Below are 21,835 nucleotides of genomic sequence, written 5' to 3' on the forward strand. Positions count from 1 at the left end.
CTGAGGGTTATGAATTAAAATAATTTCGTGCAGAAATATATTCAATGCAAATATATAGTTGCAAATTAAAGTATTAGAAATTTTACTTTAATAAAACCATCTTTTTAGAATTGAACAAATGTCCAACTTGCAGCTGATAAACATAAATTCCACTTGGTAAACTGCTTCCATCAAATTCAACTTTGTAATTTCCCGGATTTTGTTTTTCGTTTACTAATGTTTTTATTTCTTTTCCCAGAACATCGTATATCAAAATTTTTACGTTTGACGATTCACGTTTTTCGTTTGACGGAATAGAATATTTTATTGTCGTTACCGGATTAAACGGATTTGGATAATTTTGTTCTAAACTAAAATCAAAAATTTGATAAGAATCTTCTATCGAAGTAATATTAGTTACAGTTTTAAATATTAAATTATTTGGATCAAACTCAATATTTTCGGGCATTCCGGCAACTTCAAAAGTAAAGGATTGATTTTGTAAATTGTTTAATTCTGTGATTAATGTATCCTTTAAATTTGTTCTGATTAAAAACTGAATCGGCATTGTGAAAAAAGTTGGATTTGAATTTGCTTCTTGAGAAAGTAATAATTGAACATTGTATTTATTATTTCCAACCGAATTGAAATTCCATTCTAAAGAATATTTTGGATAATTTTCACCGTAAATCCATTCATCAAAAAAATAATCCAAATCAATTCCGGAAATTTCTTCGCAAACATTTTTAAAATCTTCGGTTTCCGCAACATTATAAGAATAATTTAGATGAACTAAATATGACTGCAGCGATTTGAAAAAAAGTGAATCGCCTAAAATTCCTCTTAACATGTGAAGCACAACACCACCTTTTGAATAACTTCTTGCTCCATCAAAAATTTCAGAAATTGAACTTATATCTTGCACATAAATTGAACCTATTGCGTAGGTTGACCAAAACATTAAAGAATTAATTTCAGCACTATAACTTTCTTTACCATATTTCTCTTCAAGCCAAAGTGCTTCCGCATAAGTCGCAAATCCTTCATTAAGCCAAATATTCTGCCAATCTTTGCAAGTTATTTTATTGCCAAACCATTGATGTGCAAGCTCGTGAGAAACAATTCCTTCACCAAAACTTCCCATTGAAGAAACAGTTTGGTGTTCCATTCCGCCGCCCCAGCCAAATTCAGCGTGTCCGTATTTTTCTTTTGCAAAAGGATATTCTCCAAATAGATTTGAAAAAACTTCCAACATTTCTGTGGTTTTATCCAAATCCAATTTTCGTGCATCTGTTAAATTTTCGGGATAGTTATAATGTATAACCGGCATAAATTTGTCTTCAGCGTATTCAAATTGTTGTTCATAAATTTCATAATTAGTCATTGCCAAAGAAATTAAATAATGCGCAATCGGGTAACTATTTTTCCATTTAAAAGTTTTTGTACCGTTTCCGTTATTTATTTCTTCAATTAATTTTCCGTTAGAAACGCTGTAAAAAAAATCATCCGCTGTGATCCAAACATCAGAAGAATCTGCCTTATCTGCCGGTGTATCTTTGCATGGAAACCAATCGCTTGCGCCGTATGGTTCGCTTAAAGTCCAAATTGCGGGACTTCCATTATGTTCTCTAAACACAAAACTTCCAAATCCGGAACTTCCGGGAATTCCATTATAAATAATTTGTACGGAAAATTCTTGATTCAAGCTCAAATTTTTTCCCAAATCAATTTTAATTGTATTTGAATTATCATGAATAAAATTAACCGGATTTCCATCGATCGAAACATTCTGCACATTCATAGTTTTTTGTAAATCGAGAAAAATATTTGTCACATTATCAAAATTACTTTTTGCATTTATTGTAACATTTCCGGAAAGAAAATTTGGAGAGTAAGTTATATCGAAAATTAATTTATAATATGTTACATCAAACTTTGAATCGCCACTATAAGTAATATTCATAAAATCATTATGTTTGCTTAATTGCGATTTAATACAATAATCAATTCCTCTTTCTTGTGAAAAAATATTTACAATTACTGTCATAAAAAAAATCAATATTATTTTTTTCATTTTATATTCTCATTTTTGAAATAAAGCTTCATTTTTTTTGTTAACCAAAATTTAATGTGTAATTTTGAAATAAATAGTAAATAATTAAAAAAAGTTTTTCAAGTTAATTATAGGGTTTCTTTTAATGAGTAGACATACAAAAATTTTTATTGGATTATTGGCTGGAGCAGTTTTTGGAATTTTAAGCAATATTTATTTAAGCGAAACAAGTTTTTTAAATTTTGTGCAAACTTATTTTTCTGATCCTCTTGGAAAAATATTTCTTAATATGTTGATAATGATGGTGATTCCATTAGTGTTTGCGAGTTTGTCTTTGGGAGTTGCTCAAATTGGCGATTTGAAAAATCTTGGAAGAATTGGATTAAAAACAATTTTATATTTTTTTCTAGTAACTACTTTAGCTGTAACAATTGGATTGACTTTAGTTAATACAATAAAACCGGGAAATTATTTATCACATGAAATTAAAACAAAATTATTAACTTCTTACCAAAGTGAAGCAAGCGAAATAAAGGAAAAATCGGAAAACATAGAATTCGGAATTCAAACTTTGGTAAACATAGTTCCTCGAAATCCAATAGCAGCAATTGCAAAACCTAATCCCGAAATGTTGGCTTTAATATTTTTCTCAATAATTGTTGGCGTTGCATTAACAATGATTGGAAAAGATAAAGCTCAGCCGGTAATTAGTTTATTAGAAGGAATAAATGAAATTACAATTATTGTAATAAACATCGCAATGAAATTGGCACCGTACGGTGTTTTTGCATTAATATTTTCAACAACTTCGCGTTTCGGTTTTGAGCTTTTGGTTGCATTAAGTATTTACGTTATTACAGTTTTACTTGGATTAACAATTCACTTATTATTATCGTTTCCCATCTTAATCAAAACTTTCGCAAAATATAATCCGGTTTTATTTTTTAAGAAAATTGAAACTGTAATGTTAACCGCATTTTCAACAAGTTCAAGCAGTGCAACTTTACCGACATCAATTTCTGTTTCGCAAAAGAATTTGGGAATTCCATCACAAATTACTGGCTTTGTTCTTCCACTTGGTGCAACAATGAATATGAACGGAACAGCTTTGTTTGAAGGAGTTACAGTTTTATTTCTTGCACAAGTTTTTGGAGTTGAACTAAGTTTTGGAGTTCAATTAATAGTTGTGTTAATGAGTGTTTTAACTGCAATCGGAACCGCCGGAGTTCCATCCGGATCCATTCCGCTTTTAGTTATGGTTTTAATGATGGTAAATGTTCCCGCAGAAGGAATTGCAATTATTCTTGGTGTTGATAGATTTCTTGATATGTGCAGAACAGTTTTAAATGTAACCGGTGATATTACTTGTGCAGCTTATGTCGCAAAATCTGAAGGATATCAATTAGCTAAAGAATAATATCTAAAAATTACAAAATTTCAAGATTGCAAAATTATCTATAGTAATAATATGACACGAATGCACGAATACCGATTTTAAAATTATTTTTTTTTCACTTTTGCGTTTTCACTTTTTCACGTTTATACGTTTTGCGTCCTCACTTACCAACCTTACTACCTTTCAATACTATTGATGCAAAAACTGAAATTCCTAATGCAGCAATAATTACAATCAATGAAATTTGAACCGGCACGTGTAAAAATGCACTTAGCAACATTTTTACTCCAATGAAAAGAAGTATAAACGAAATTCCGTATTTCAAATATTTGAATAAATTTAAAATTCCGGCAAGTGCAAAAAAAAGTGATCGCAAACCAAGAATTGCAAAAAGGTTTGAAGTTATAGCAATAAATGAATCATTTGTAATTGCTAAAACTGCGGGAATTGAATCAATTGCAAATATTAAATCTGTTGATTCAATCAGTATCAAGGTTATAAAAGCAACGGTTGCATAAGTTTTATTCCCGACTTTAACAAAAAAATGATCCGTTTCTACATCTGTTTTTACCGGGAAAAATTTCTTAGTTAATTTTACAAATACATTATCATTCGGATGAATTTTTTCATCTTTTGCGGTAAACATTTTAATTGCAGTATAAACCAAAACTGCGCCAAAAATGTAAATCATAAAACTGAAAGTTTTTAAAAGTTGAACACCGGCAAGAATAAAAATTATTCGCAATACTACAGCTCCAATAATTCCCCATTTAAGAATTCTCGGTTGATGTTTTTCCGGAATTCCCATTGTTCCAAAAATCATTAAGAATACAAATAAATTATCTACCGAAAGAGATTTTTCAATTAAGTAGCTTGCGATATATTCAAAACTTTTTGTGTGTCCATCCGGAAAATAAAAATAAATTAAAATTGCAAAAGAAAATCCGGCTGCAATCCAAATTACGCTCCACATCAAAGCGGCTTTTATATTTATTTTTCCGCGGTGGTGACTTGTATAAACCAAATCGAAAATAAAAACAGCAATAAACAATGCAGCAAATATTAACCAGAAAAGAATATGAATTTCCATTTTATCCTAAAATTATAAGGTCAAAGATAGAGAAATTTGAAGTAACGAGAAATGAAAAATGGAGATTGTAGAAATGTGTAAATGTAAAACGAAAAATGAAAGACGAAGAAACGCAAAAAAGTTGAAACTTTGAAATGTTAAGACTTAAAAAACGATTAAAAAATAAATACGAATCATTTCGATTCCGATGTTTTTATCGAAAAAGAAATTTCGTAGAAAAAGTAATGAAAAAAATCTATTATGCAGAGAAAAAATTTTAAAAATTGTAATAGATTAATTTTAAGGTATTATAAAGATGCGATCTTTTAATAAGATCGCATCTTTTGTATTTTTTTGTTTTACGTTTCTCGTTTTTCGTCTCAACGTTTATACGTCTGTACGCTTTTATCCCAAAAAGAACGAAAGTAAAATACCTGCTGCAACTGCTGATCCAATTACTCCCGCAACATTTGGAGCCATTGCGTGCATAAGCAAATGATTTTTTGAATCGTATTGTAAGCCAACAACTTGAGAAACCCTTGCACTATCCGGAACAGCTGAAACTCCGGCATTTCCAATTAATGGATTTATTTTATTTTCTTCCTTTAGAAATAAATTCATGATCTTTACAAACATTACTCCACCGGTTGTTGCAATTACAAAAGAAAGCGCTCCTAATCCAAAAATACCAATTGATTTTGCAGTTAAAAAAGTTGTTGCTTGAGTTGAAGCGCCAACCGTCAATCCAATAAGAATAGTAACAATATCTATTAATGAACCTTTTGCAGTATCTGCCAATCTTTTTGTAACTCCGCTTTCTTTCAAAATATTACCAAAAAATAACATTCCCAAAAGGGGCAATGCAGAAGGAGTGATAAAACATGTTAAGAGTAATCCGACAATTGGGAATAGTATTTTCTCCAATTTAGAAACTTGGCGCGGAGGTTTCATTCTTATTTGTCGTTCTTTATCGGTTGTAAGCAATTTCATAATCGGCGGCTGAATTACCGGAACAAGTGCCATATAAGAATATGCGGAAACTGCAATTGCGCCAACTAATTCCGGAGCTAATTTAGATGATAAGAAAATTGCAGTTGGACCATCTGCTCCGCCAATAATTGCAATTGCTGCAGCATGTTGAGGGAGATATCCCAGAGCTAAAGATAATGTGTAAGCTCCAAAAATCCCTAATTGGGCAGCAGCGCCAATTAATATTAATTTTGGATTTGAAAGCAAAGTAGAAAAATCCGTCATCGCACCAATTCCCAAAAATATTAAAGGGGGATAAACTCCTTGAGTTACACCAAAATATAAATAATTAAGAACGCTTCCTTTTTCATAAATTCCTAATTGCAAATTAGCGCCTTCTAAAAAAGGAATATTTCCAATTAAAATTCCAAATCCGATCGGTACTAATAGAAGCGGTTCATAATCTTTTACAATTGCTAAATAAAGAAAAATTAAAGCAATAATTAACATTATAACATGACCAAGTGTAAAATTTGCAAATGCAGTGTACCGCATAAATTGATCAAAACCGTGAGCTACAAATTCAATAAATTGCTGCATTTTTAACCTCCAATCTCAACAAGAACATCGCCTTCCATAACAGAATCACCTTGTCTCACATTAATTTTAACAACTTTTCCTTCTTTATCTGCATTAACACTATTTTCCATTTTCATAGCTTCAAGTGTTATTAACTTATCGCCGATTTTTACAGAATCTCCTTCTCTTACATGAACATTTAAAATAACTCCAGGAAGAGGAGATTTTATATGTCCCGCACCTTTTGCTGCAGTTGGTTTTGCGGTTCTTTGTTCAGATATTGCAATATCCGTAGATGGTGCAACAACTGATCTAACTAATTTTGGAGTTTTTGTTGTTTGAATTTGTTTGTTAACTTGCACTTGGTATGATGTTCCGTTCACTTCAACTTCGGCAATATTATCTTCAATATTAACAATTTCAACGTCGTAATCACTTCCATTTATTGTAAATTTAAACTTTTTCATTTCATTTTCCTCATCTTGGATTTTGTCTTAAACCATAAATTTTTGAACTCCACGGCGAATATGTTCTTGCAACTTTATTAATTGTAAGAACCGTATTTTCTTTATCGTGCAATTCACTCATGTATAAATGCAAAGCCATTGCAATTGCCGCACTTACGTTTCCGCTTAAATCTTCTTCACTTTCTTTAACCTTTATGTCTTTACCTTCAACTTTTCTTGATTTCTTTATTTTGAATGCAAGAACTTTTGAAATATTGAAAAAAAGTATGTAGAGAAGTAAAAGCGAAACAAAAACTACAGCCATTCCAACGAAAGTCATTCCCACGCCCCAAGGATCAATTTGATTGAACTTATCAGCGTTTTCATGAATTTTAGCATTCGAAACGGAATCAAGTTTTGCAGCGGTTGCTTGTAAAATTAAACCTAAATTCATTTCATACCTCACAATGGAATATTGGAATGTTTTTTAGGCGGATTTACATCTTTCTTTGTTGATAAAGATTGAAGTGCGCGAATAACTCTGAATCGAGTATTTCGTGGTTCTATAATATCATCAATATAACCATATTTTGCAGCTGCATAAGGAGTTGCGAATTTTTGTTTGTATTCATTTTCTTTTTGAGTGATGAAAGCATTTCTTTCTTCTGGATTTTCGATTGCGGCAATTTCTTTATTATTCAAAACTTCAATTGCACCGCGCGGACCCATCACTGCAATTTCTGCTGAAGGCCAGGCGTAATTTATATCGCCGCGTAAATGTTTTGATCCCATAACATCATAAGCGCCGCCGTATGCTTTTCTTAAAATAATTGTAATTTTCGGAACAGTAGCTTCGCCATAAGCAAATAATAATTTTGCACCGTGAAGAATAATTCCACCATATTCTTGTGCTGTTCCGGGTAAAAATCCAGGAACATCAACCAATGTTAAAATTGGAATATTGAAAGCATCGCAGAAACGTACAAATCTTGCAGCTTTTCTTGATGAATTTATATCTAAAACTCCGGCTAAATAATTCGGTTGATTAGCAACAATTCCCACAGAAATTCCGTTAAATCTTGCGAAACCGGTAATTATATTTGGGGCATAATGTCTTTGGATTTCTAAAAATTCATGATTATCAGCAATTGCATGAATTACATTTTTTACATCGTAAGGTTTGTTTGGGCTATCCGGAATAATTTCATTTAAAGTATCTTCCAATCTGTCAATCGGATCATCACATGCAACTAACGGCGGATCTTCCAAATTATTTTGTGGAAGATAGCTTAATAATTTTCTAATTAGTAAAATTCCTTCTTCTTCGGAATCTGCAACAAAATGAGTTACACCAGATTTTGTTCCGTGAACCATTGCACCTCCGAGTTCTTCATCGGTAACAACTTCGCCGGTTACAGTTTTTACAACTTTTGGACCGGTAACAAACATGTAGCTTGTATTTTTACTCATAATTGTAAAATCTGTTAAAGCCGGCGAATAAACTGCGCCGCCAGCACATGGACCAAATATTGCGGAAATTTGCGGAACAACACCGGAAGCTAAAATATTTTTTTGGAAAATATCTGCATATCCACCTAAACTTTTTACACCTTCTTGAATTCTCGCACCACCGCTATCGTTAATACCAATTACGGGTGCGCCAACTTTCATTGCTTTATCCATAACTTTGCAGATTTTTTGTGCATACATTTCTGAAAGTGATCCGCCGAAAATTGTAAAATCTTGTGAAAAAACGTAAACCAATCTTCCGTCAATTGTTCCGTAACCGGTAACAACTCCATCGGATAAATATGTTTGTTTATCTAAACCAAAATCTACAGTTCTATGTGAAACGAACATATCAAATTCTTCAAAAGAACCGTCATCCAATAACATTTCAATTCTTTCACGTGCGGTAAATTTTCCTTTTTGATGCTGGGCTTCAATTCTTTTTTCACCGCCGCCCAAACGCGCTTTTTGTCGCATATCCATCAATTCTTTAATCTTATCTTGTAACGACATTATTTCTCCTAAAAAAAACTAATTTATTTAAATTGTTAATTTATCTGAACAAAGTTCTGTTAAAACTCCACCGGTTGATTTCGGATGAAGAAAAGCAATATTTAAATTTTCTGCACCTTTACGCGGATTTGCATCTATTAATTTTACATCTTTTTGCTGAAGTTCATTTAGAGATTCATGCAAATTTTCAACATGAAACGCAATGTGATGAATTCCTTCCCCTTTTTTCTCAATAAATTTTCCAATTGGTCCATCTGGTGAAGTAGATTCCAAAAGTTCAATTTTTGTTTCACCAACTTTGAAAAATGCAGTTTTTACTTTTTGATCAGCAACTTCTTCAATTGCATAACATTTTAATCCAAGTTTTTCCTCATAAAATTTTATAGATTCTTCCAAATTATTAACTGCAATTCCCAAATGTTCTATTCGATTTATATTCATTTTTTTCCTTTATTTAAAATTCAAGAAAGTTTAGTTACAATTAACGTGCCTATAAGCAAAAAAGTATAAATATCAATTTATTATTCATAATTTGTAATTTATTTTAGTTTTGTAAACTATTTAAACAAATTAAATAGAATTTATTCTCAAATATTGGAAGTTCATTTTCTCTCATTTGAAACAATAAAAATAAGTAACCTAAAAAACATCTTGACAAAAATTAGAATTAAGCATATTTTTGGCACTCTAAAATTTATTCCGCGATAGCTCAATGGTAGAGCATTCGGCTGTTAACCGAAGGGTTGTAGGTTCGAGCCCTACTCGCGGAGCAAAACCCAAGAATAAAATTCTTGGGTTTTTTATTTTATGAATAAAGTATACGTTATATATTCATTAAAATTCAATAAAATTTATATTGGTCAAACAGAAGATTTAGAAAGAAGATTGTTTGAGCACAATAATAAATTACTTTCCGCATATACAAAAAAGTACACTCCTTGGGAAATTATTTATGTTGAAGAATTTCCCACAAGAAATGAAGCAATAATAAGAGAGAAACAATTAAAGTCTCAAAAAGGAAGAGAATTTATTTGGAAATTAATAAATGCTGACGGGTTGTAGGTTCGATCCGTCAGCTGACGGACTACTCGCGGAGCAAAGCCCAAGAATAAAATTCTTGGGCTTTTTATTTTAGGAATAAAGTCAACGTTTTAAATTCAACAAAATTCAATAAAATTTATATTGGTCAAATAGAAGATTTAGAATTGAATTTTTGAATGCAACAATTCTTTTTTATTCAATAAACAGCCAAAATTCTTAAATAACTTTTAATTTTATTTGAAATTTGTGCAAAAATGTGCATAAAAACTTAAAAATATAAGTAAGAAAAATTTTGACTCTTTGTATTAAATTAATAAATAATTATCTTCAGTTAACCTTTTTGATTTATATCTGAGAAAAATATTATGAAAGAAAATAAGATAAAACATACATTTCATATTCCAGTAATGGGAACCGGATTTACAATTGATACTCCATTTAAAGTTGCTAAATATGGTATTTCTTCGGTGGTTTCTTTAGTGGATGATATTCTTGTTGAAAATATGCGCGAGTATTATTCAAAAAAGTTTAATCTGCCATTTGAATCAATCACAAATAAAATTGAAGATTTTAGAGCAAAACGATTTACTGAATATTTAAATCTTTTGGATAATCTTGTAAAGGAAAAATTTGAGGAATTAAAATCTTCCTATCATAAAAATATTGATGAAATTCATAAATATTTTGAAATGCTTCCTGATGCAGCACATCTTAAAGAAGATTTTAACAAAATTCTAAATGAGAATTTTAAGAAAGTTCAAAGCTGGCTTGATGAACATTTACATCTTGGATCAATTGATGTAAACATTATGACAAAGCTTGATAAAGAAAATTATTTTAATGAAGAAAAACTTCCTTCCGAATTTAATGATGCACATGCTGCCTTAAGAGGTTTTGCAAATAGTAAATTAGAATCATCTTTAGTATTGTCTGCCGGATTGAATCCGCGTCTTTATTCGTATATTGAAAAATTTGAAGATTTCTTCCCAGATGAAAATGGAAAAATAAAAAAGAAAATTGTAATCAAAGTTAGTGATTATCGCTCGGCTTTAATACAAGGAAAATTTCTTGCAAAAAAAGGAATTTGGGTTTCTGAATATAGAATTGAATCTGGATTAAATTGTGGCGGACACGCATTCGCTACAGATGGATATTTGCTAGGACCAATTCTCGAAGAATTCAAACTAAAACGAAAGGAACTTCTTTCAATAGTATATGAAATATTTTCGGATGCGTTAAAACAAAAAGGAAAACAAATTCCCAATCAACCATTGAATATTTTAGTTACTGCGCAAGGCGGAGTTGGAACTAACGAAGAACAAAAATTTTTATTAGAACATTATAATATTGATTCTGTTGGCTGGGGAACTCCATTTTTACTTGTTCCGGAAGCAACCAATGTAGATCCTAAAACTTTAGCATTATTAAGTAATGCAAAAGAAGATGATTTATATTTAAGCGGAATTTCGCCGCTTGGTGTTCCGTTTAATGCCGTTAAAGGAAATACACAAGAAATTGATAAAATTGAAAAAGATAAAAAAGGAACTCCGGGAAGTGCATGTCCCAAAAAGTTTTTAACATTTAATACGGAATTTACAGATCAAGTTATTTGTACGGCTTCACGTCAATATCAAAATTTAAAATTAAAAGAGCTTGAAACAAAAAATCTTAGTGGATTTGAATATTCAGAAGCTAGAAAAAAAATTGTTGAAAAGGAATGTTTGTGTATTGGTTTAGCAAATTCTACAAGGTATTTACACGGAATTGACAACAATATTAAAAGTGAAGGAGTTTCTGTTTGTCCGGGACCAAATCTTGCATATTTTTCCGAGATAGTTTCTTTAAAAGAAATGGTTGATCATATTTACGGAAAAATAAATATTATAAAAAGAAATGATAGACCAAATTTCTTTTTAAAAGAATTACATCTTTATTATGATTATTTGAAAAATAAAATTGAAGAAATTGAAACTCCATTTACGGATAAGCAAATTGCTTATTTCAATAATTTTATTGAAAATATGAATGAAGGAATTTCTTATTACAAAAATTTATTTGAGGAATACAAACACAAGTTTGAAGATATAAAAGATGATTTTATTGTTGAAATAGAAAATATTGAATTTGAACTTGCTAATTTAATGAAACCAGTACAGCTTATTAAAGTTGTGTAAATATATTTAAAATGTCTTCAGCAGCAGAAGCAGCATTTATTTTTCCGGAAATAAGCTTTTCTTCAAGAATTTTTATTTCCTTTTTAATAAAATGATTATTATAAAATTCATTAATTAAACTTTCCTTTATCAATGAATGCAGCCAATCAAGTGATTGCTTTTTTCTCATTTCAAAAAATGAATTATTGTTTTTCGTATGAGAAATATATTTAGTAATCATTTCCCAAATTTCTGAAATACCAACATTATTTATTGCCGAAGCTGTTAAAACTTTTACTTCCCAATCTTTTGTAAAAGGTTGTAAATAATGAACCGCTGTTGCGAATTCAACTTTTGCAATTTCCGATTTTTGTTTATTCTCTCCATCTGCTTTGTTAAAAACCAATGCATCGGAAATTTCAATAATTCCTTTTTTAATTCCTTGAAGTTCATCACCGGTTCCAGCAATCATTAACAATAGAAAAAAATCCACCATGGATCTTACGGAAATTTCACTTTGACCAACACCAACAGTTTCAATAATTATTACATCAAATCCGGCAGCTTCGCAAACAGTAATTGTTTCGCGAGTTTTTCTTGTAACGCCGCCTAAGTTTCCTGCAGAAGGAGAAGGACGAATAAAGCAATTTTTCTCCCGCGAAAGTTTTTCCATTCGAGTTTTATCACCAAGAATACTTCCTTTGGAAACCGAACTACTTGGGTCAACGGTCAATACTGCAACTTTATGTCCTTGTTGAATTAAATACAATCCAAGGGCTTCTATTAAAGTGCTTTTCCCAGCTCCGGGAACTCCCGAAATACCGACTCTAATTGAATTTCCAGAATAAGGAAGAAGTTTATTTAGAATTTGCTCAGATTTTTCGTGATGTTTTTGTGAGTTGCTTTCAATTAAAGTTATACATCTTGCCAGCAAATTTCTATCATCATTAATTACTCCATTGAATAATTCATCAACCGAATTAATTTTTGATTTTACAGATTTTAATTTTGTTGATGATAAATTTAAAATTCCATCAACTCCCTTAATAACATTTACAGCAAATTCATCGCCAGCATTTTTCGGCGTCCAATCGGGTCTGTATGATTTATTTTTTGTCAATTTTCAATTCGCAAAAAAACTTAAAAAATATTTTCTTTATTACAAGTTAAGGAAAGTTAAAAAAAAAAAAATTTGCGTGTAACAATTATTGATGTAGAAAGTCTAAATAATTGATAAATAAATTTGGGATTATATAAAATGATAAAGAGATTTTTTCTATTTAGCTATTTCTTTGTCGTATTTTTTTCGAGTTTAAATTTTGCTCAAGAAAATTTTGATACGACATTTTGCTCAAATTCAAGTTTGGATTTGGGAATCTCCAATACCGGCTTGAGTTTCGGTAATTCCAAAAATTGGAATGGAATTAGACTGAATATTTCAGATTGCGGAATTGAAAATATAAATGGAATAAATTTTACAATTTGGAAACCTAAGGAAGTTTATAATTCAAATGTGAATGGCTTGGCAATAGGATTGGCTCCAGCGGCCGGTGAAATAAATGGATTCGCAATAGGCGGAGCTATTGTAGCTGAAGAAAATATTCATGGAATTAATTTAGGAATTTTAGCATCTGTTTCTGGTGGTGATATGATTGGATTAAATTTAGGAGGATTAGCATTGGTTTCCGAGGGTGAAATTAGTGGTATTAATTTTGGTGGATTAGCACAAGTTTCTGAAAATGGAATCACCGGAATAAACTTTGGAGGTTTAGCATTAGTTTCACAAAAAGATATTATCGGAATAAATTTTGGTGGACTTGCTTTAGTTTCAGAAGGTTCTCTAATAGGATTAAATATTGGTGGATTGGCCCAAGTTTCACAATCTAGTATTTCCGGAATTAACATTGGTGGGTTAGCATTAGTTTCTGAAGGAGAAATTAGTGGATTTAGTTTTGGAACTTTGGCATTGGTTGCTGAAAATGAAATTTGTGGAATAAATTTAGCTGGGTTGGCTGTTGTTTCCACTAATGAAATAAAGGGAATTAATATTGGCGGTTTAACGGTTACAAGTTCATATGGCATTTTGGGTATTAATTTTACGCTTGGATTGTTGAAAAGTAAAGGTGAAGTAAGTGGAATTAATTTCTCCGGATATAAAACAGAAACTGATATTTTAAACGGTATAAATATTTCTCCAGTTTGGACAGAAATAAGTGAACTTAACGGATTTTCACTTGCCGGATTTAACAGAATTACAAATGTTCAAAATGGGTTAACAATTGGGTTAGTAAATTTTGCAGAATTTTTAAATGGAATACAAATTGGGATAATTAATATTGCAGAAAATAATCCAGTTCCGTTTAAAATTTTACCAATAATAAATGCAAATTTGTAAACGTCATTATTAAATAATTTAAAGATCATAAAAGATACGATCTAAAAAGATCGTATCTTTTTATTATAAACTAATTTAAAAATCTTTCTTTAATTATTCCCATAACTTTAATTCCGGTTTCTGGAATTTTTGTGCCGGGACCAAAAATTGCTGAAGCTCCATTTTCGTATAAAAATTCATAATCTTGCTGGGGAATTACACCTCCAATAATTACAATTATATCTTCTCTTCCTAATTTTTTTAATTCATCAATTAATTGAGGAAGAAGTGTTTTATGTCCCGCAGCTAAAGAACTCATTCCAACTACATGAACATCATTTTCAACAGCTTGTTTTGCGGTTTCTTCGGGTGTTTGAAAAAGTGGACCAACATCAACATCAAATCCCATATCGGCATATGCTGTTGCAACAACTTTTGCACCTCGGTCATGTCCATCTTGTCCAATTTTTGCAATTAATATTCGAGGTCGGCGACCTTCTGTTTCTGCAAATTCATCGGTCAACTTTCTTGCTTTTTCAAACATTTCATTTTCATCATTTTTATATTCACTGCTATAAACTCCGGAAATTGTTCTTGTCACAGCTTTATATCTCCCGCTAACTTTTTCAATTGCATCAGAAATTTCTCCAAGCGTTGCTCTAACTCTGGCAGCTTTAATTGCCAAATCTAATAAATTTCCTTCTTTGGTTTCCGCACATTTTGTTATCGCAACTAAAGAATTTTTTATATCAACATCATTTCTAGATTTTTTAATTTGATTTAATCTTTTTATTTGAGAAAGTCTTACAGCAGTATTGTCAACTTCAAGAATTTCAATTGGATCTTCTTTGTCTAGTTTGAATTTATTTACTCCAACAATTGTTTCTTGACCGGAATCAATTCTTGCTTGACGACGTGCAGCAGCTTCTTCAATCCGCATTTTAGGAATTCCGGCTTCAATTGCTTTTGTCATTCCGCCAAGAGATTCTATTTCCAAAATATGATTCCAGCCTTTTTTAATTAGTGCATCGGTTAAATATTCGACCAAATATGATCCGCCCCATGGATCAATCACATTTGTAATTCCGGTTTCATGCTGTAAATATAGCTGTGTATTACGTGCAATTCTTGCAGAAAAATCAGTGGGAAGTGCAATCGCTTCATCAAGTGAATTTGTGTGTAAAGATTGAGTATGACCCAATGCCGCTGCCATTGCTTCAACACAAGTTCTCACTACATTATTATACGGATCTTGTTCAGTTAAACTCCAACCGGATGTTTGTGAATGAGTTCTTAGCGACATTGATTTTGGATTTTTTGGATTAAATTGTTTTATTATAGTTGCCCACAAAACTCTTGCCGCACGCATTTTTGCAATTTCCATAAAATAATTCATTCCTAATGCCCAAAAGAATGATAGACGCGGTGCAAAAGTATCAACGGTTAATCCGGCTTTAATTCCGGTTTTAACATATTCTAAACCATCAGCTAGAGTGTAAGCCATTTCCAAATCAGCAGTTGCTCCGGCTTCTTGCATATGATAGCCTGAAATACTTATTGAATTAAACTTAGGCATATACTTAGAAGTAAATTCAAAAATATCTGCAATAATTTTTATTGATTGCTCCGGCGGATAAATGTAAGTATTTCTTACCATGTATTCTTTTAGAATATCATTTTGAATTGTTCCGGTTAATAATTCCGGTTTTACTCCTTGTTCCTCAGCGGCAACAATAAAGAAAGCCATAATCGGTAAAACGGCTCCGTTCATCGTCATCGAAACTGACATTTTATCCAATGGAATTGAGTTGAATAAAATTTTCATATCTTCAACGGAATCAATTGCCACACCGGCTTTTCCAACATCGCCAACAACACGAGGATGATCCGAATCATAACCACGGTGTGTTGCTAGATCGAAAGCTACGGAAAGACCTTTTTGACCTTGAGCTAAATTTCTTCTATAAAATGCATTACTTTCTTCGGCTGTTGAAAATCCGGCATATTGTCTAATTGTCCATGGACGAACTACGTACATTGTGCTGTATGGTCCGCGAAGAAAAGGAGGAATGCCCGACAAAAAATTTAAATGTTCAAAATCCTTTAAATCTTCTTTTGTGAAAAGTGGATTTAGCGGAATTTGCTCCATCGTTTGAAAAATTAATTCTTCAGTTGATTTTCCTAAAGAATTTTCAAATTCCATTTTCCAATTGGAATATGATTTTTTATCAAAACTTAAATTAAGATTTACATCTTTAAAGTTTGGTTTGTTCATTATATTTGCCCTCCAATTTTGTTATAGAGGGAAGTGAGAATTTTCATTGCATCTGCTCCGAGAAATATAAAATCATCAACACCGGATTTTTTATGCTGCTCAATTTGCTCTTTTGGATAGCCAGCTAAAATTATTTGAATATTTCCATTTTTAGATTTGATTGCTTTTATAATTTTCGGAACCAATTCAGGATATTTATCATCGGTCGAGCAAATTGTAACAATCAATGTTCCGGAATCCAAAACATCGTTTATTAAATTTTCTATATCAGTATAACCAGGCGGATCAAAAACTTCAAAACCGCCAATTTCAAAAAATCCCTTTGAAAAATCAGCACGGGCTTTATAATCTTTAATTGAACCCATATTTGCTAAAAATACATTCGGTAAAAATCCGTTTTTAATTTTATAATTTCTACTTAATTCTCTAAGATTTTCAAAATCTTCGGAAGCTCTTTTTTGCATCAATGGATTTATTCTTATTTCATTTTTATAAGATGAAGTAAAAGCGCTAGTAATTTCTCCAATTGTTGCGCCATGCAAATATGCATCCGACATAATATTTATAAGCTCTATCTCGGGATTGTTAGAAATTGAATTTAGTTTTTTCATTACAATTTCATGCTTTTCATTTGTTCCGTTTAGTCTAAATCTCTTTAAATATTCAGATCTCTTTTTATAAAATTCAGAATTATCAATTGCAATTTTCTCCAAAGGTTTTTCATTAATATTTGCATACATATTCGTTCCAACAATTACAGCTTTGCGTTTGTTGATATCTTTACTTCTTTCTCCATAAACTTTTTCAATTTCATTTTGAATGAAATTATTTTTTAACGATTCAAAAATTCCACCTTCATTTTCAATTTTCTTAAAATATTCCCAAGCATTTTTTGCAATTTCTTCGGTCAGACTTTCAATAAAATAAGAGCCGCCAGCTGGATCAATTACTTGATCCAAATGTGATTCTTCTCGTAAAACTGTTTGAGTATTTCTTGCAATTCTTCGTGAAAAATTATCCGGAGTTCTGCTTGTTTCATCAAACGGTGCAGAAGTTATTCCATCAACACCGCCTAAAATTGCGCTAAAAGTTTGTGTAGTTGTTCGTAATAAATTTACGTAAGGATCCAATCCCGTATGGTAAAAAGTTGTATTCTTTGCGTTAACATCAAATTCAAATTTGGAAGAATCAATTCCATAAGCACTTACAAAGTTACTTAACAAAATTCTGATTGCACGAAATTTGCTAATTTCCATAAAATAATTTGTACTTATGCCAAATGTGAATTGTACTTTGTTAAAAATTACTTCCGGAGTTAAACCCAATTCAATTAATTTATTTGTGTAATAAGTTAGAACTGATAAAGCGATTGCAATTTCTTGTACAGAATTTGCCCCGCTATTTGCAAACGGTAAAGTATTAATTCCTATAACTTTAAGATTTGGAGAATTTTTTTCTGCCCAATCAATTGATAATTTCATTGAGCTGAAAATAAAATTTTCGTCATAATTCAATTTTCCGGTTTGAACTAATTCAAAAATCGGATCGGCGGAAATTACACCAGTTAAAAATTTTGTATCAATATTTTTCAAATCAAAATATGATTTTATTAATGAAAGAAACGGTAAAGAAATTGTTCCGGTGTTAATTATTAAGGGAATTTTTTCAACATCAATATTTTTGAATAACCTCTCAATACTTTTAATTGCAGAAATTGATAAACCAGAATCGCCAACATTTATTTCATCAGAATAATCTGCATCAATTCCTAATTTTGTTGCAGAATCCAATTTTATGTTAATACAATTTTGACCATTTTTTAATGCATCGATTAAAGCTAAATTATATTCTTCGGTATCTGCAATATTAATTTCTTGATTTACTTTCCTACTTTTTTCAAAGTAACCGGATTTATTTTTTCCGCGAACAAAATTTTCAAATCCCGGAAGTGAATCAACAAAATTAAGTTTTTGTAAATCTTCTTTTGTATAAATTGGTTTTAATTCAATTCCTTCATACGTTTTTGTATACATTTTTTTTTCGTATAAAGCACCTTTTAACTCAAGTTCAACGTTTGCTTTCCATTCATCAAAAGTTGGTGAAAGAAATTCTTTTGATAATTCTAAATTTGAACTTAGTTTTATTTCATCAGACATTGTTTTCTCCAGAAAAGTAAAATTTTAGTATCGTAAAATAATTATTTCTAAATTCTTTTATTTATGGAAAAAATACTTTGTTTTTATTATGAGAAATTTGATGAAAATTAAAAAAATGAAATGATAATTTTTATGATAAAAGTTCAGAAATATGATTTGCTATTTTATCTAAAGGAAGTACTTGTGTAATACAACCGGTTTGAATCGCACTTTGCGGCATTCCCCAAACTTCGCAACTTTTTTCATCTTGAGCAATTGTGTATGCATTATTTTGAGTTAACTTCATAATTCCATCTGTTCCGTCTTTTCCCATTCCCGTTAAAATTACGGCAATTGATTTTTCCTTACATACTTCTGCAGCAGATCTAAATAAATAATTTATTGAAGGCTTACAACTTTGTTCCGGCGGAGAATCGTTATATAAAATTATCAATTCATTATTTTTATTTAAACCGACTTCAATATGAATTCCTCCGGGTGCTATGTAAACAGTATTGTTTTCAATAATCATATTATTTTGAGCGAGTAAAATTTTTTTATTAGTTAAGCTGCTTAATGTATCAACAAAAATGTTTGAAAACTTTTGCATAATATGTTGAACAATAATAATCGGTAATTCAATATTTTCTAAAAGTTCCGGAAGTAAAGTTCTTAGTGCTTTTGGTCCGCCCATTGAAACACCAATAAAAACAGCACAATAATTATCAACCTTTTTAACAGTTTTTGTATTTTGAATTTTATTTTTTTCCAGTTCAGTTTTATGTGAACTAATAATTTTATCTATTACCGGAAATAATTTTAATTTTAATTCGCGTAATAAAATTTCACCGTTTTTGTTTAAACTGGGAACATAACAAGCAGTTAGATTTTTAACAGATTTTAAAAAATCTAAAGTAGATTGATTTTCATGATTGTACAGAAATATGATATTTGCTAAATGATTTCTATCTGTGGTAAATTTTGTAAAAAATGCTATATTACTTTTTACAGATTCCGCAGTTATAATGATTATATCGACATTTGAAAAAAATGGCAGTTTTGCCAAACTTTCAATACTGCCGAACAAATATAAATTTGAAATACGTTTATGGGAACTTAACGATGATTTTATAACTTCTCGTTTTGTTGCCGAAATATCGAAAATTGCAATATTCAATTTTAATTTTTTGTTTTATTATCGATTAAAAATTGATCTTTTGAATAAGTGCAATAATTTGAGATTATTTGTTCAAACAAATTGAAGCAAACAAAATAATAATATATATGAAACTGCGGCAAATTAAACTTAATCTTTTCTATGTGTCATTTCTATTTTTATTTTCATTAATTCTAAATTCATGCATAACTGAAGAAAAAATAAAATTCCACACAATTGAAGAAATAAAAAACCGCGGAAAATTAGTTGCAATTACCGGCTACAATAATTACAGTTATTTTATTTTCAAAGGCAAAACAATGGGTTTTGAATATGAATTATTGAAAAAGTTTGCAGATAAATTAGGTGTTGATGTTGAATTCAAACTTGAAAAAAATATTGATGAAATGTTTTCAAACCTTGAAGAAAATAATGCAGATTTAATTGCATACAATTTAACAGTAACAAATGAAAGAAAACACAATTTCGATTTTACAAATCATTTTAATACAACATCACAAGTTTTAGTACAACGAAAACCCAAGAATTGGAGAAGATTAAGTTTTGATAAAATTAATGATTCGCTTGTAAAATCACCATATCAGCTTAATAATAAAATTGTTTATGTTAGAAAAGGAAGTTCATACTCAAAACGATTAGAAAATTTAGCAGAAGAAAACGGAATTAATATAATTATTTTGCAAGCAAATGATACACTTTCTACAGAAGATTTGATTGAACAAGTTGCAAACGGCGTAATAGATTTTACAATTGCTGATGAAAATGTTGCAAATCTGAATAAGGAATATTTTACAATTCTTGATATTGATACAAAAATTTCACTTCCGCAGAGAATTGCTTGGGCTGTAAATAAAAATTCATCAGAATTGCTAAATCAATTAAATAAATGGATTGATGGTTTTAAGAAAACGATGGAATTCCAAGTTATTTATGAAAGATATTACAAACATAAGATGTATTATAAAAATAGAAGGCAAAGTAAATTTTTGCTTAAAGAAGGCGGAGTAATTTCACAATATGATAATATTATAAAAAAATATTCAAAATTAATAGATTGGGATTGGAGATTACTGGCTTCAATTGTTTATCAAGAATCAAAATTTGTAAACGAAGATACATCTTGGGCTGGCGCAGTTGGTTTAATGCAGATTTTGCCTGAAACCGGTGCAGCTTATGGTGCGAATGATTTATTGGATCCGGAACAAAACATTCAAGTTGGTGCAAAATATTTAAAATGGCTGGATGATTTTTGGAAGAAAAAAGTTAAAGATAAAGATGAACGAGTTAAGTTTGTACTCGCTTCTTATAATTTGGGATACGGACATATTGAAGATGCAAGAAAATTGGCAATAAAATACGATGCAGATTCCTCAAAATGGCAAAATAATGTTGAAACTTTTTTGATGAAAAAATCTTCAAAAAAATATTATAATGATGAAGTTGTTCGCAACGGGTTTTGTAAATGCATTGAAACTATAAAATTTGTAAAAGATATAATGCAGAGATATGATAGATACAAGCAATTTATAAAATAACACTCTTCAAATTAGTACTTTACATTAAACTATTTCAAAAATTCTTTATCGTAACTTTACAAATATATGATTCAAAACTCCGGAAAATTTTAATAAATCTTCCGGAATTATATTTGAAAATTCTTATGATTTTACACAGCCTTCACATTTACAATCTGCATTATGTGATTTTTGATTTTCAACTGAAGCTGTTTTTGTTACAGAAGAATTGCAACTTCCTTTTTTTGAATCAGACATTTTTGCACCTTCAACTTTGCTATCTGAACCGCAGCATCCAGCTTCACTTTTTACAGAAGATTTATTATCCATTGTATTTACTACTTTTACTTGAACATCATTTGAGATTGTAGAAACGCCAGACATTTTTGCTTCTTTAGCTTTTGAATCACACGCTGCAGAAGATGTTGAACAAGCCGCTTTTTCAACTGTTGATTTTGTTTCTGCAACACTGTTATCTGATTGTGCAAATATTGATGAAGCTAAAAAGAGGAATATGCAAACAGCAAAAAGACCTTTTATTTTTTTCATTATTTTTCTCCTTTGGTAAGTGAATTTCAAAACAAGATTGTTTATCCTTTTTGACAAATATAAAGTAATTTTGTTTCATTAATCAACAAATATTTTTGTGGAAA

Annotated in this window: 17 protein-coding genes and 1 tRNA gene; 6 read left to right on the forward strand and 12 right to left on the reverse strand. The window is 30.4% G+C overall.

All coding sequences use genetic code 11. The features are described 5' to 3' along the window. Nucleotides 1–82: 82 nt before the first annotated feature. Entirely contained in the window at nucleotides 83–2,053 is a 1,971-nt protein-coding gene (locus IPM32_06580; protein MBK8944927.1) for a T9SS type A sorting domain-containing protein, read from the reverse strand. A 124-nt stretch (nucleotides 2,054–2,177) separates the two neighbouring features. Here IPM32_06580 and IPM32_06585 point away from each other — a divergent pair, with 124 nt between their 5' ends. Further along, nucleotides 2,178–3,449 carry a dicarboxylate/amino acid:cation symporter gene (locus IPM32_06585; GenBank protein ID MBK8944928.1) on the forward strand — a complete coding sequence of 424 codons (1,272 nt, stop codon included), beginning with the start codon at nucleotides 2,178–2,180 and terminating at the stop codon, nucleotides 3,447–3,449. 139 nt (nucleotides 3,450–3,588) lie between these two features. On the opposite strand, the gene IPM32_06590 is transcribed toward IPM32_06585, so the two are convergent. The 6 genes from IPM32_06590 to mce form a co-directional block, all read right to left on the reverse strand. Then, a complete protein-coding gene (locus tag IPM32_06590) occupies nucleotides 3,589–4,518 on the reverse strand; it encodes a TerC/Alx family metal homeostasis membrane protein (protein MBK8944929.1) in 930 nt (309 codons plus the stop codon). A gap of 384 nt (nucleotides 4,519–4,902) precedes the next feature. Beyond that, nucleotides 4,903–6,066: a sodium ion-translocating decarboxylase subunit beta gene (locus IPM32_06595; protein MBK8944930.1), complete on the reverse strand. Its 1,164-nt coding sequence runs from the start codon at nucleotides 6,064–6,066 to the stop codon at nucleotides 4,903–4,905. Between the two features lie 2 nt (nucleotides 6,067–6,068). Beyond that, nucleotides 6,069–6,512 (reverse strand): biotin/lipoyl-binding protein, encoded by a 444-nt coding sequence (locus tag IPM32_06600; protein MBK8944931.1) that lies wholly within the window; start codon nucleotides 6,510–6,512, stop codon nucleotides 6,069–6,071. Nucleotides 6,513–6,522: 10 nt separating this feature from the next. Next, nucleotides 6,523–6,945, reverse strand: a complete 423-nt coding sequence (locus IPM32_06605) for an OadG family protein (protein MBK8944932.1) — start codon at nucleotides 6,943–6,945, stop codon at nucleotides 6,523–6,525. An 8-nt stretch (nucleotides 6,946–6,953) separates the two neighbouring features. Further along, nucleotides 6,954–8,513 (reverse strand): acyl-CoA carboxylase subunit beta, encoded by a 1,560-nt coding sequence (locus IPM32_06610; GenBank protein MBK8944933.1) that lies wholly within the window; start codon nucleotides 8,511–8,513, stop codon nucleotides 6,954–6,956. Nucleotides 8,514–8,540: 27 nt separating this feature from the next. Continuing rightward, nucleotides 8,541–8,954: a methylmalonyl-CoA epimerase gene (gene mce / locus IPM32_06615; protein MBK8944934.1), complete on the reverse strand. Its 414-nt coding sequence runs from the start codon at nucleotides 8,952–8,954 to the stop codon at nucleotides 8,541–8,543. Between the two features lie 257 nt (nucleotides 8,955–9,211). Between mce and IPM32_06620 the strand changes: the two genes are divergently transcribed. From IPM32_06620 to IPM32_06630, 3 genes are all read left to right on the forward strand, one after another. Next, a tRNA-Asn gene (locus IPM32_06620) sits at nucleotides 9,212–9,283 on the forward strand. 37 nt (nucleotides 9,284–9,320) lie between these two features. Further along, complete coding sequence (locus IPM32_06625) at nucleotides 9,321–9,575, forward strand: GIY-YIG nuclease family protein (protein ID MBK8944935.1); 255 nt, start codon at nucleotides 9,321–9,323, stop codon at nucleotides 9,573–9,575. A gap of 344 nt (nucleotides 9,576–9,919) precedes the next feature. Beyond that, nucleotides 9,920–11,728, forward strand: coding sequence for a hypothetical protein (locus IPM32_06630; GenBank protein MBK8944936.1), 1,809 nt, complete (start codon nucleotides 9,920–9,922; stop codon nucleotides 11,726–11,728). Here IPM32_06630 and meaB read toward each other — a convergent pair. Further along, nucleotides 11,715–12,827, reverse strand: coding sequence for a methylmalonyl Co-A mutase-associated GTPase MeaB (meaB, locus tag IPM32_06635; GenBank protein MBK8944937.1), 1,113 nt, complete (start codon nucleotides 12,825–12,827; stop codon nucleotides 11,715–11,717). The two genes, IPM32_06630 and meaB, sit on opposite strands and share 14 nt — an antisense overlap. A 138-nt stretch (nucleotides 12,828–12,965) precedes the next feature. Between meaB and IPM32_06640 the strand changes: the two genes are divergently transcribed. Continuing rightward, nucleotides 12,966–14,102, forward strand: a complete 1,137-nt coding sequence (locus tag IPM32_06640) for a hypothetical protein (GenBank protein MBK8944938.1) — start codon at nucleotides 12,966–12,968, stop codon at nucleotides 14,100–14,102. Nucleotides 14,103–14,172: 70 nt separating this feature from the next. Here the strand turns inward: IPM32_06640 and scpA are convergent, their stop codons facing one another. The 3 genes from scpA to IPM32_06655 all read right to left on the reverse strand — a co-directional run bounded on the left by scpA (nucleotide 14,173) and on the right by IPM32_06655 (nucleotide 19,668). Then, the gene (scpA, locus tag IPM32_06645) at nucleotides 14,173–16,356 is read right to left on the reverse strand and encodes a methylmalonyl-CoA mutase (GenBank protein MBK8944939.1); all 2,184 of its coding nucleotides are present in this window, start codon (nucleotides 16,354–16,356) and stop codon (nucleotides 14,173–14,175) included. Then, complete coding sequence (locus IPM32_06650) at nucleotides 16,356–18,512, reverse strand: acyl-CoA mutase large subunit family protein (protein MBK8944940.1); 2,157 nt, start codon at nucleotides 18,510–18,512, stop codon at nucleotides 16,356–16,358. The genes scpA and IPM32_06650 overlap by 1 nt, the downstream gene beginning before the upstream one ends. A 130-nt stretch (nucleotides 18,513–18,642) precedes the next feature. Further along, nucleotides 18,643–19,668, reverse strand: coding sequence for a chemotaxis protein CheB (locus IPM32_06655; GenBank protein ID MBK8944941.1), 1,026 nt, complete (start codon nucleotides 19,666–19,668; stop codon nucleotides 18,643–18,645). Nucleotides 19,669–19,736: 68 nt separating this feature from the next. On the opposite strand from IPM32_06655, the gene IPM32_06660 reads away from it, so the two are divergent. Beyond that, nucleotides 19,737–21,203, forward strand: coding sequence for a transporter substrate-binding domain-containing protein (locus IPM32_06660; protein ID MBK8944942.1), 1,467 nt, complete (start codon nucleotides 19,737–19,739; stop codon nucleotides 21,201–21,203). Nucleotides 21,204–21,326: 123 nt separating this feature from the next. On the opposite strand, the gene IPM32_06665 is transcribed toward IPM32_06660, so the two are convergent. Next, nucleotides 21,327–21,731, reverse strand: a complete 405-nt coding sequence (locus IPM32_06665; GenBank protein ID MBK8944943.1) for a hypothetical protein — start codon at nucleotides 21,729–21,731, stop codon at nucleotides 21,327–21,329. Between the last annotated feature and the right edge of the window lie 104 nt (nucleotides 21,732–21,835).

It is taken from the genome of Ignavibacteriota bacterium (genome assembly GCA_016716225.1).
Classification (GTDB): Bacteria; Bacteroidota; Ignavibacteria; order Ignavibacteriales; family Melioribacteraceae.

Coding starts and splice junctions, on each gene's coding strand:
- scpA (MBK8944939.1), bottom strand. CDS start 16,356: ATGAACAAACCAAACTTTAAAGATGTAAATCTTAATTTAAGTTTTGAT.
- IPM32_06590 (MBK8944929.1), bottom strand. CDS start 4,518: ATGGAAATTCATATTCTTTTCTGGTTAATATTTGCTGCATTGTTTATT.
- IPM32_06595 (MBK8944930.1), bottom strand. CDS start 6,066: ATGCAGCAATTTATTGAATTTGTAGCTCACGGTTTTGATCAATTTATG.
- IPM32_06605 (MBK8944932.1), bottom strand. CDS start 6,945: ATGAATTTAGGTTTAATTTTACAAGCAACCGCTGCAAAACTTGATTCC.
- IPM32_06650 (MBK8944940.1), bottom strand. CDS start 18,512: ATGTCTGATGAAATAAAACTAAGTTCAAATTTAGAATTATCAAAAGAA.
- mce (MBK8944934.1), bottom strand. CDS start 8,954: ATGAATATAAATCGAATAGAACATTTGGGAATTGCAGTTAATAATTTG.
- IPM32_06640 (MBK8944938.1), top strand. CDS start 12,966: ATGATAAAGAGATTTTTTCTATTTAGCTATTTCTTTGTCGTATTTTTT.
- IPM32_06585 (MBK8944928.1), top strand. CDS start 2,178: ATGAGTAGACATACAAAAATTTTTATTGGATTATTGGCTGGAGCAGTT.
- IPM32_06625 (MBK8944935.1), top strand. CDS start 9,321: ATGAATAAAGTATACGTTATATATTCATTAAAATTCAATAAAATTTAT.
- IPM32_06630 (MBK8944936.1), top strand. CDS start 9,920: ATGAAAGAAAATAAGATAAAACATACATTTCATATTCCAGTAATGGGA.
- IPM32_06665 (MBK8944943.1), bottom strand. CDS start 21,731: ATGAAAAAAATAAAAGGTCTTTTTGCTGTTTGCATATTCCTCTTTTTA.
- IPM32_06580 (MBK8944927.1), bottom strand. CDS start 2,053: ATGAAAAAAATAATATTGATTTTTTTTATGACAGTAATTGTAAATATT.
- IPM32_06600 (MBK8944931.1), bottom strand. CDS start 6,512: ATGAAAAAGTTTAAATTTACAATAAATGGAAGTGATTACGACGTTGAA.
- IPM32_06610 (MBK8944933.1), bottom strand. CDS start 8,513: ATGTCGTTACAAGATAAGATTAAAGAATTGATGGATATGCGACAAAAA.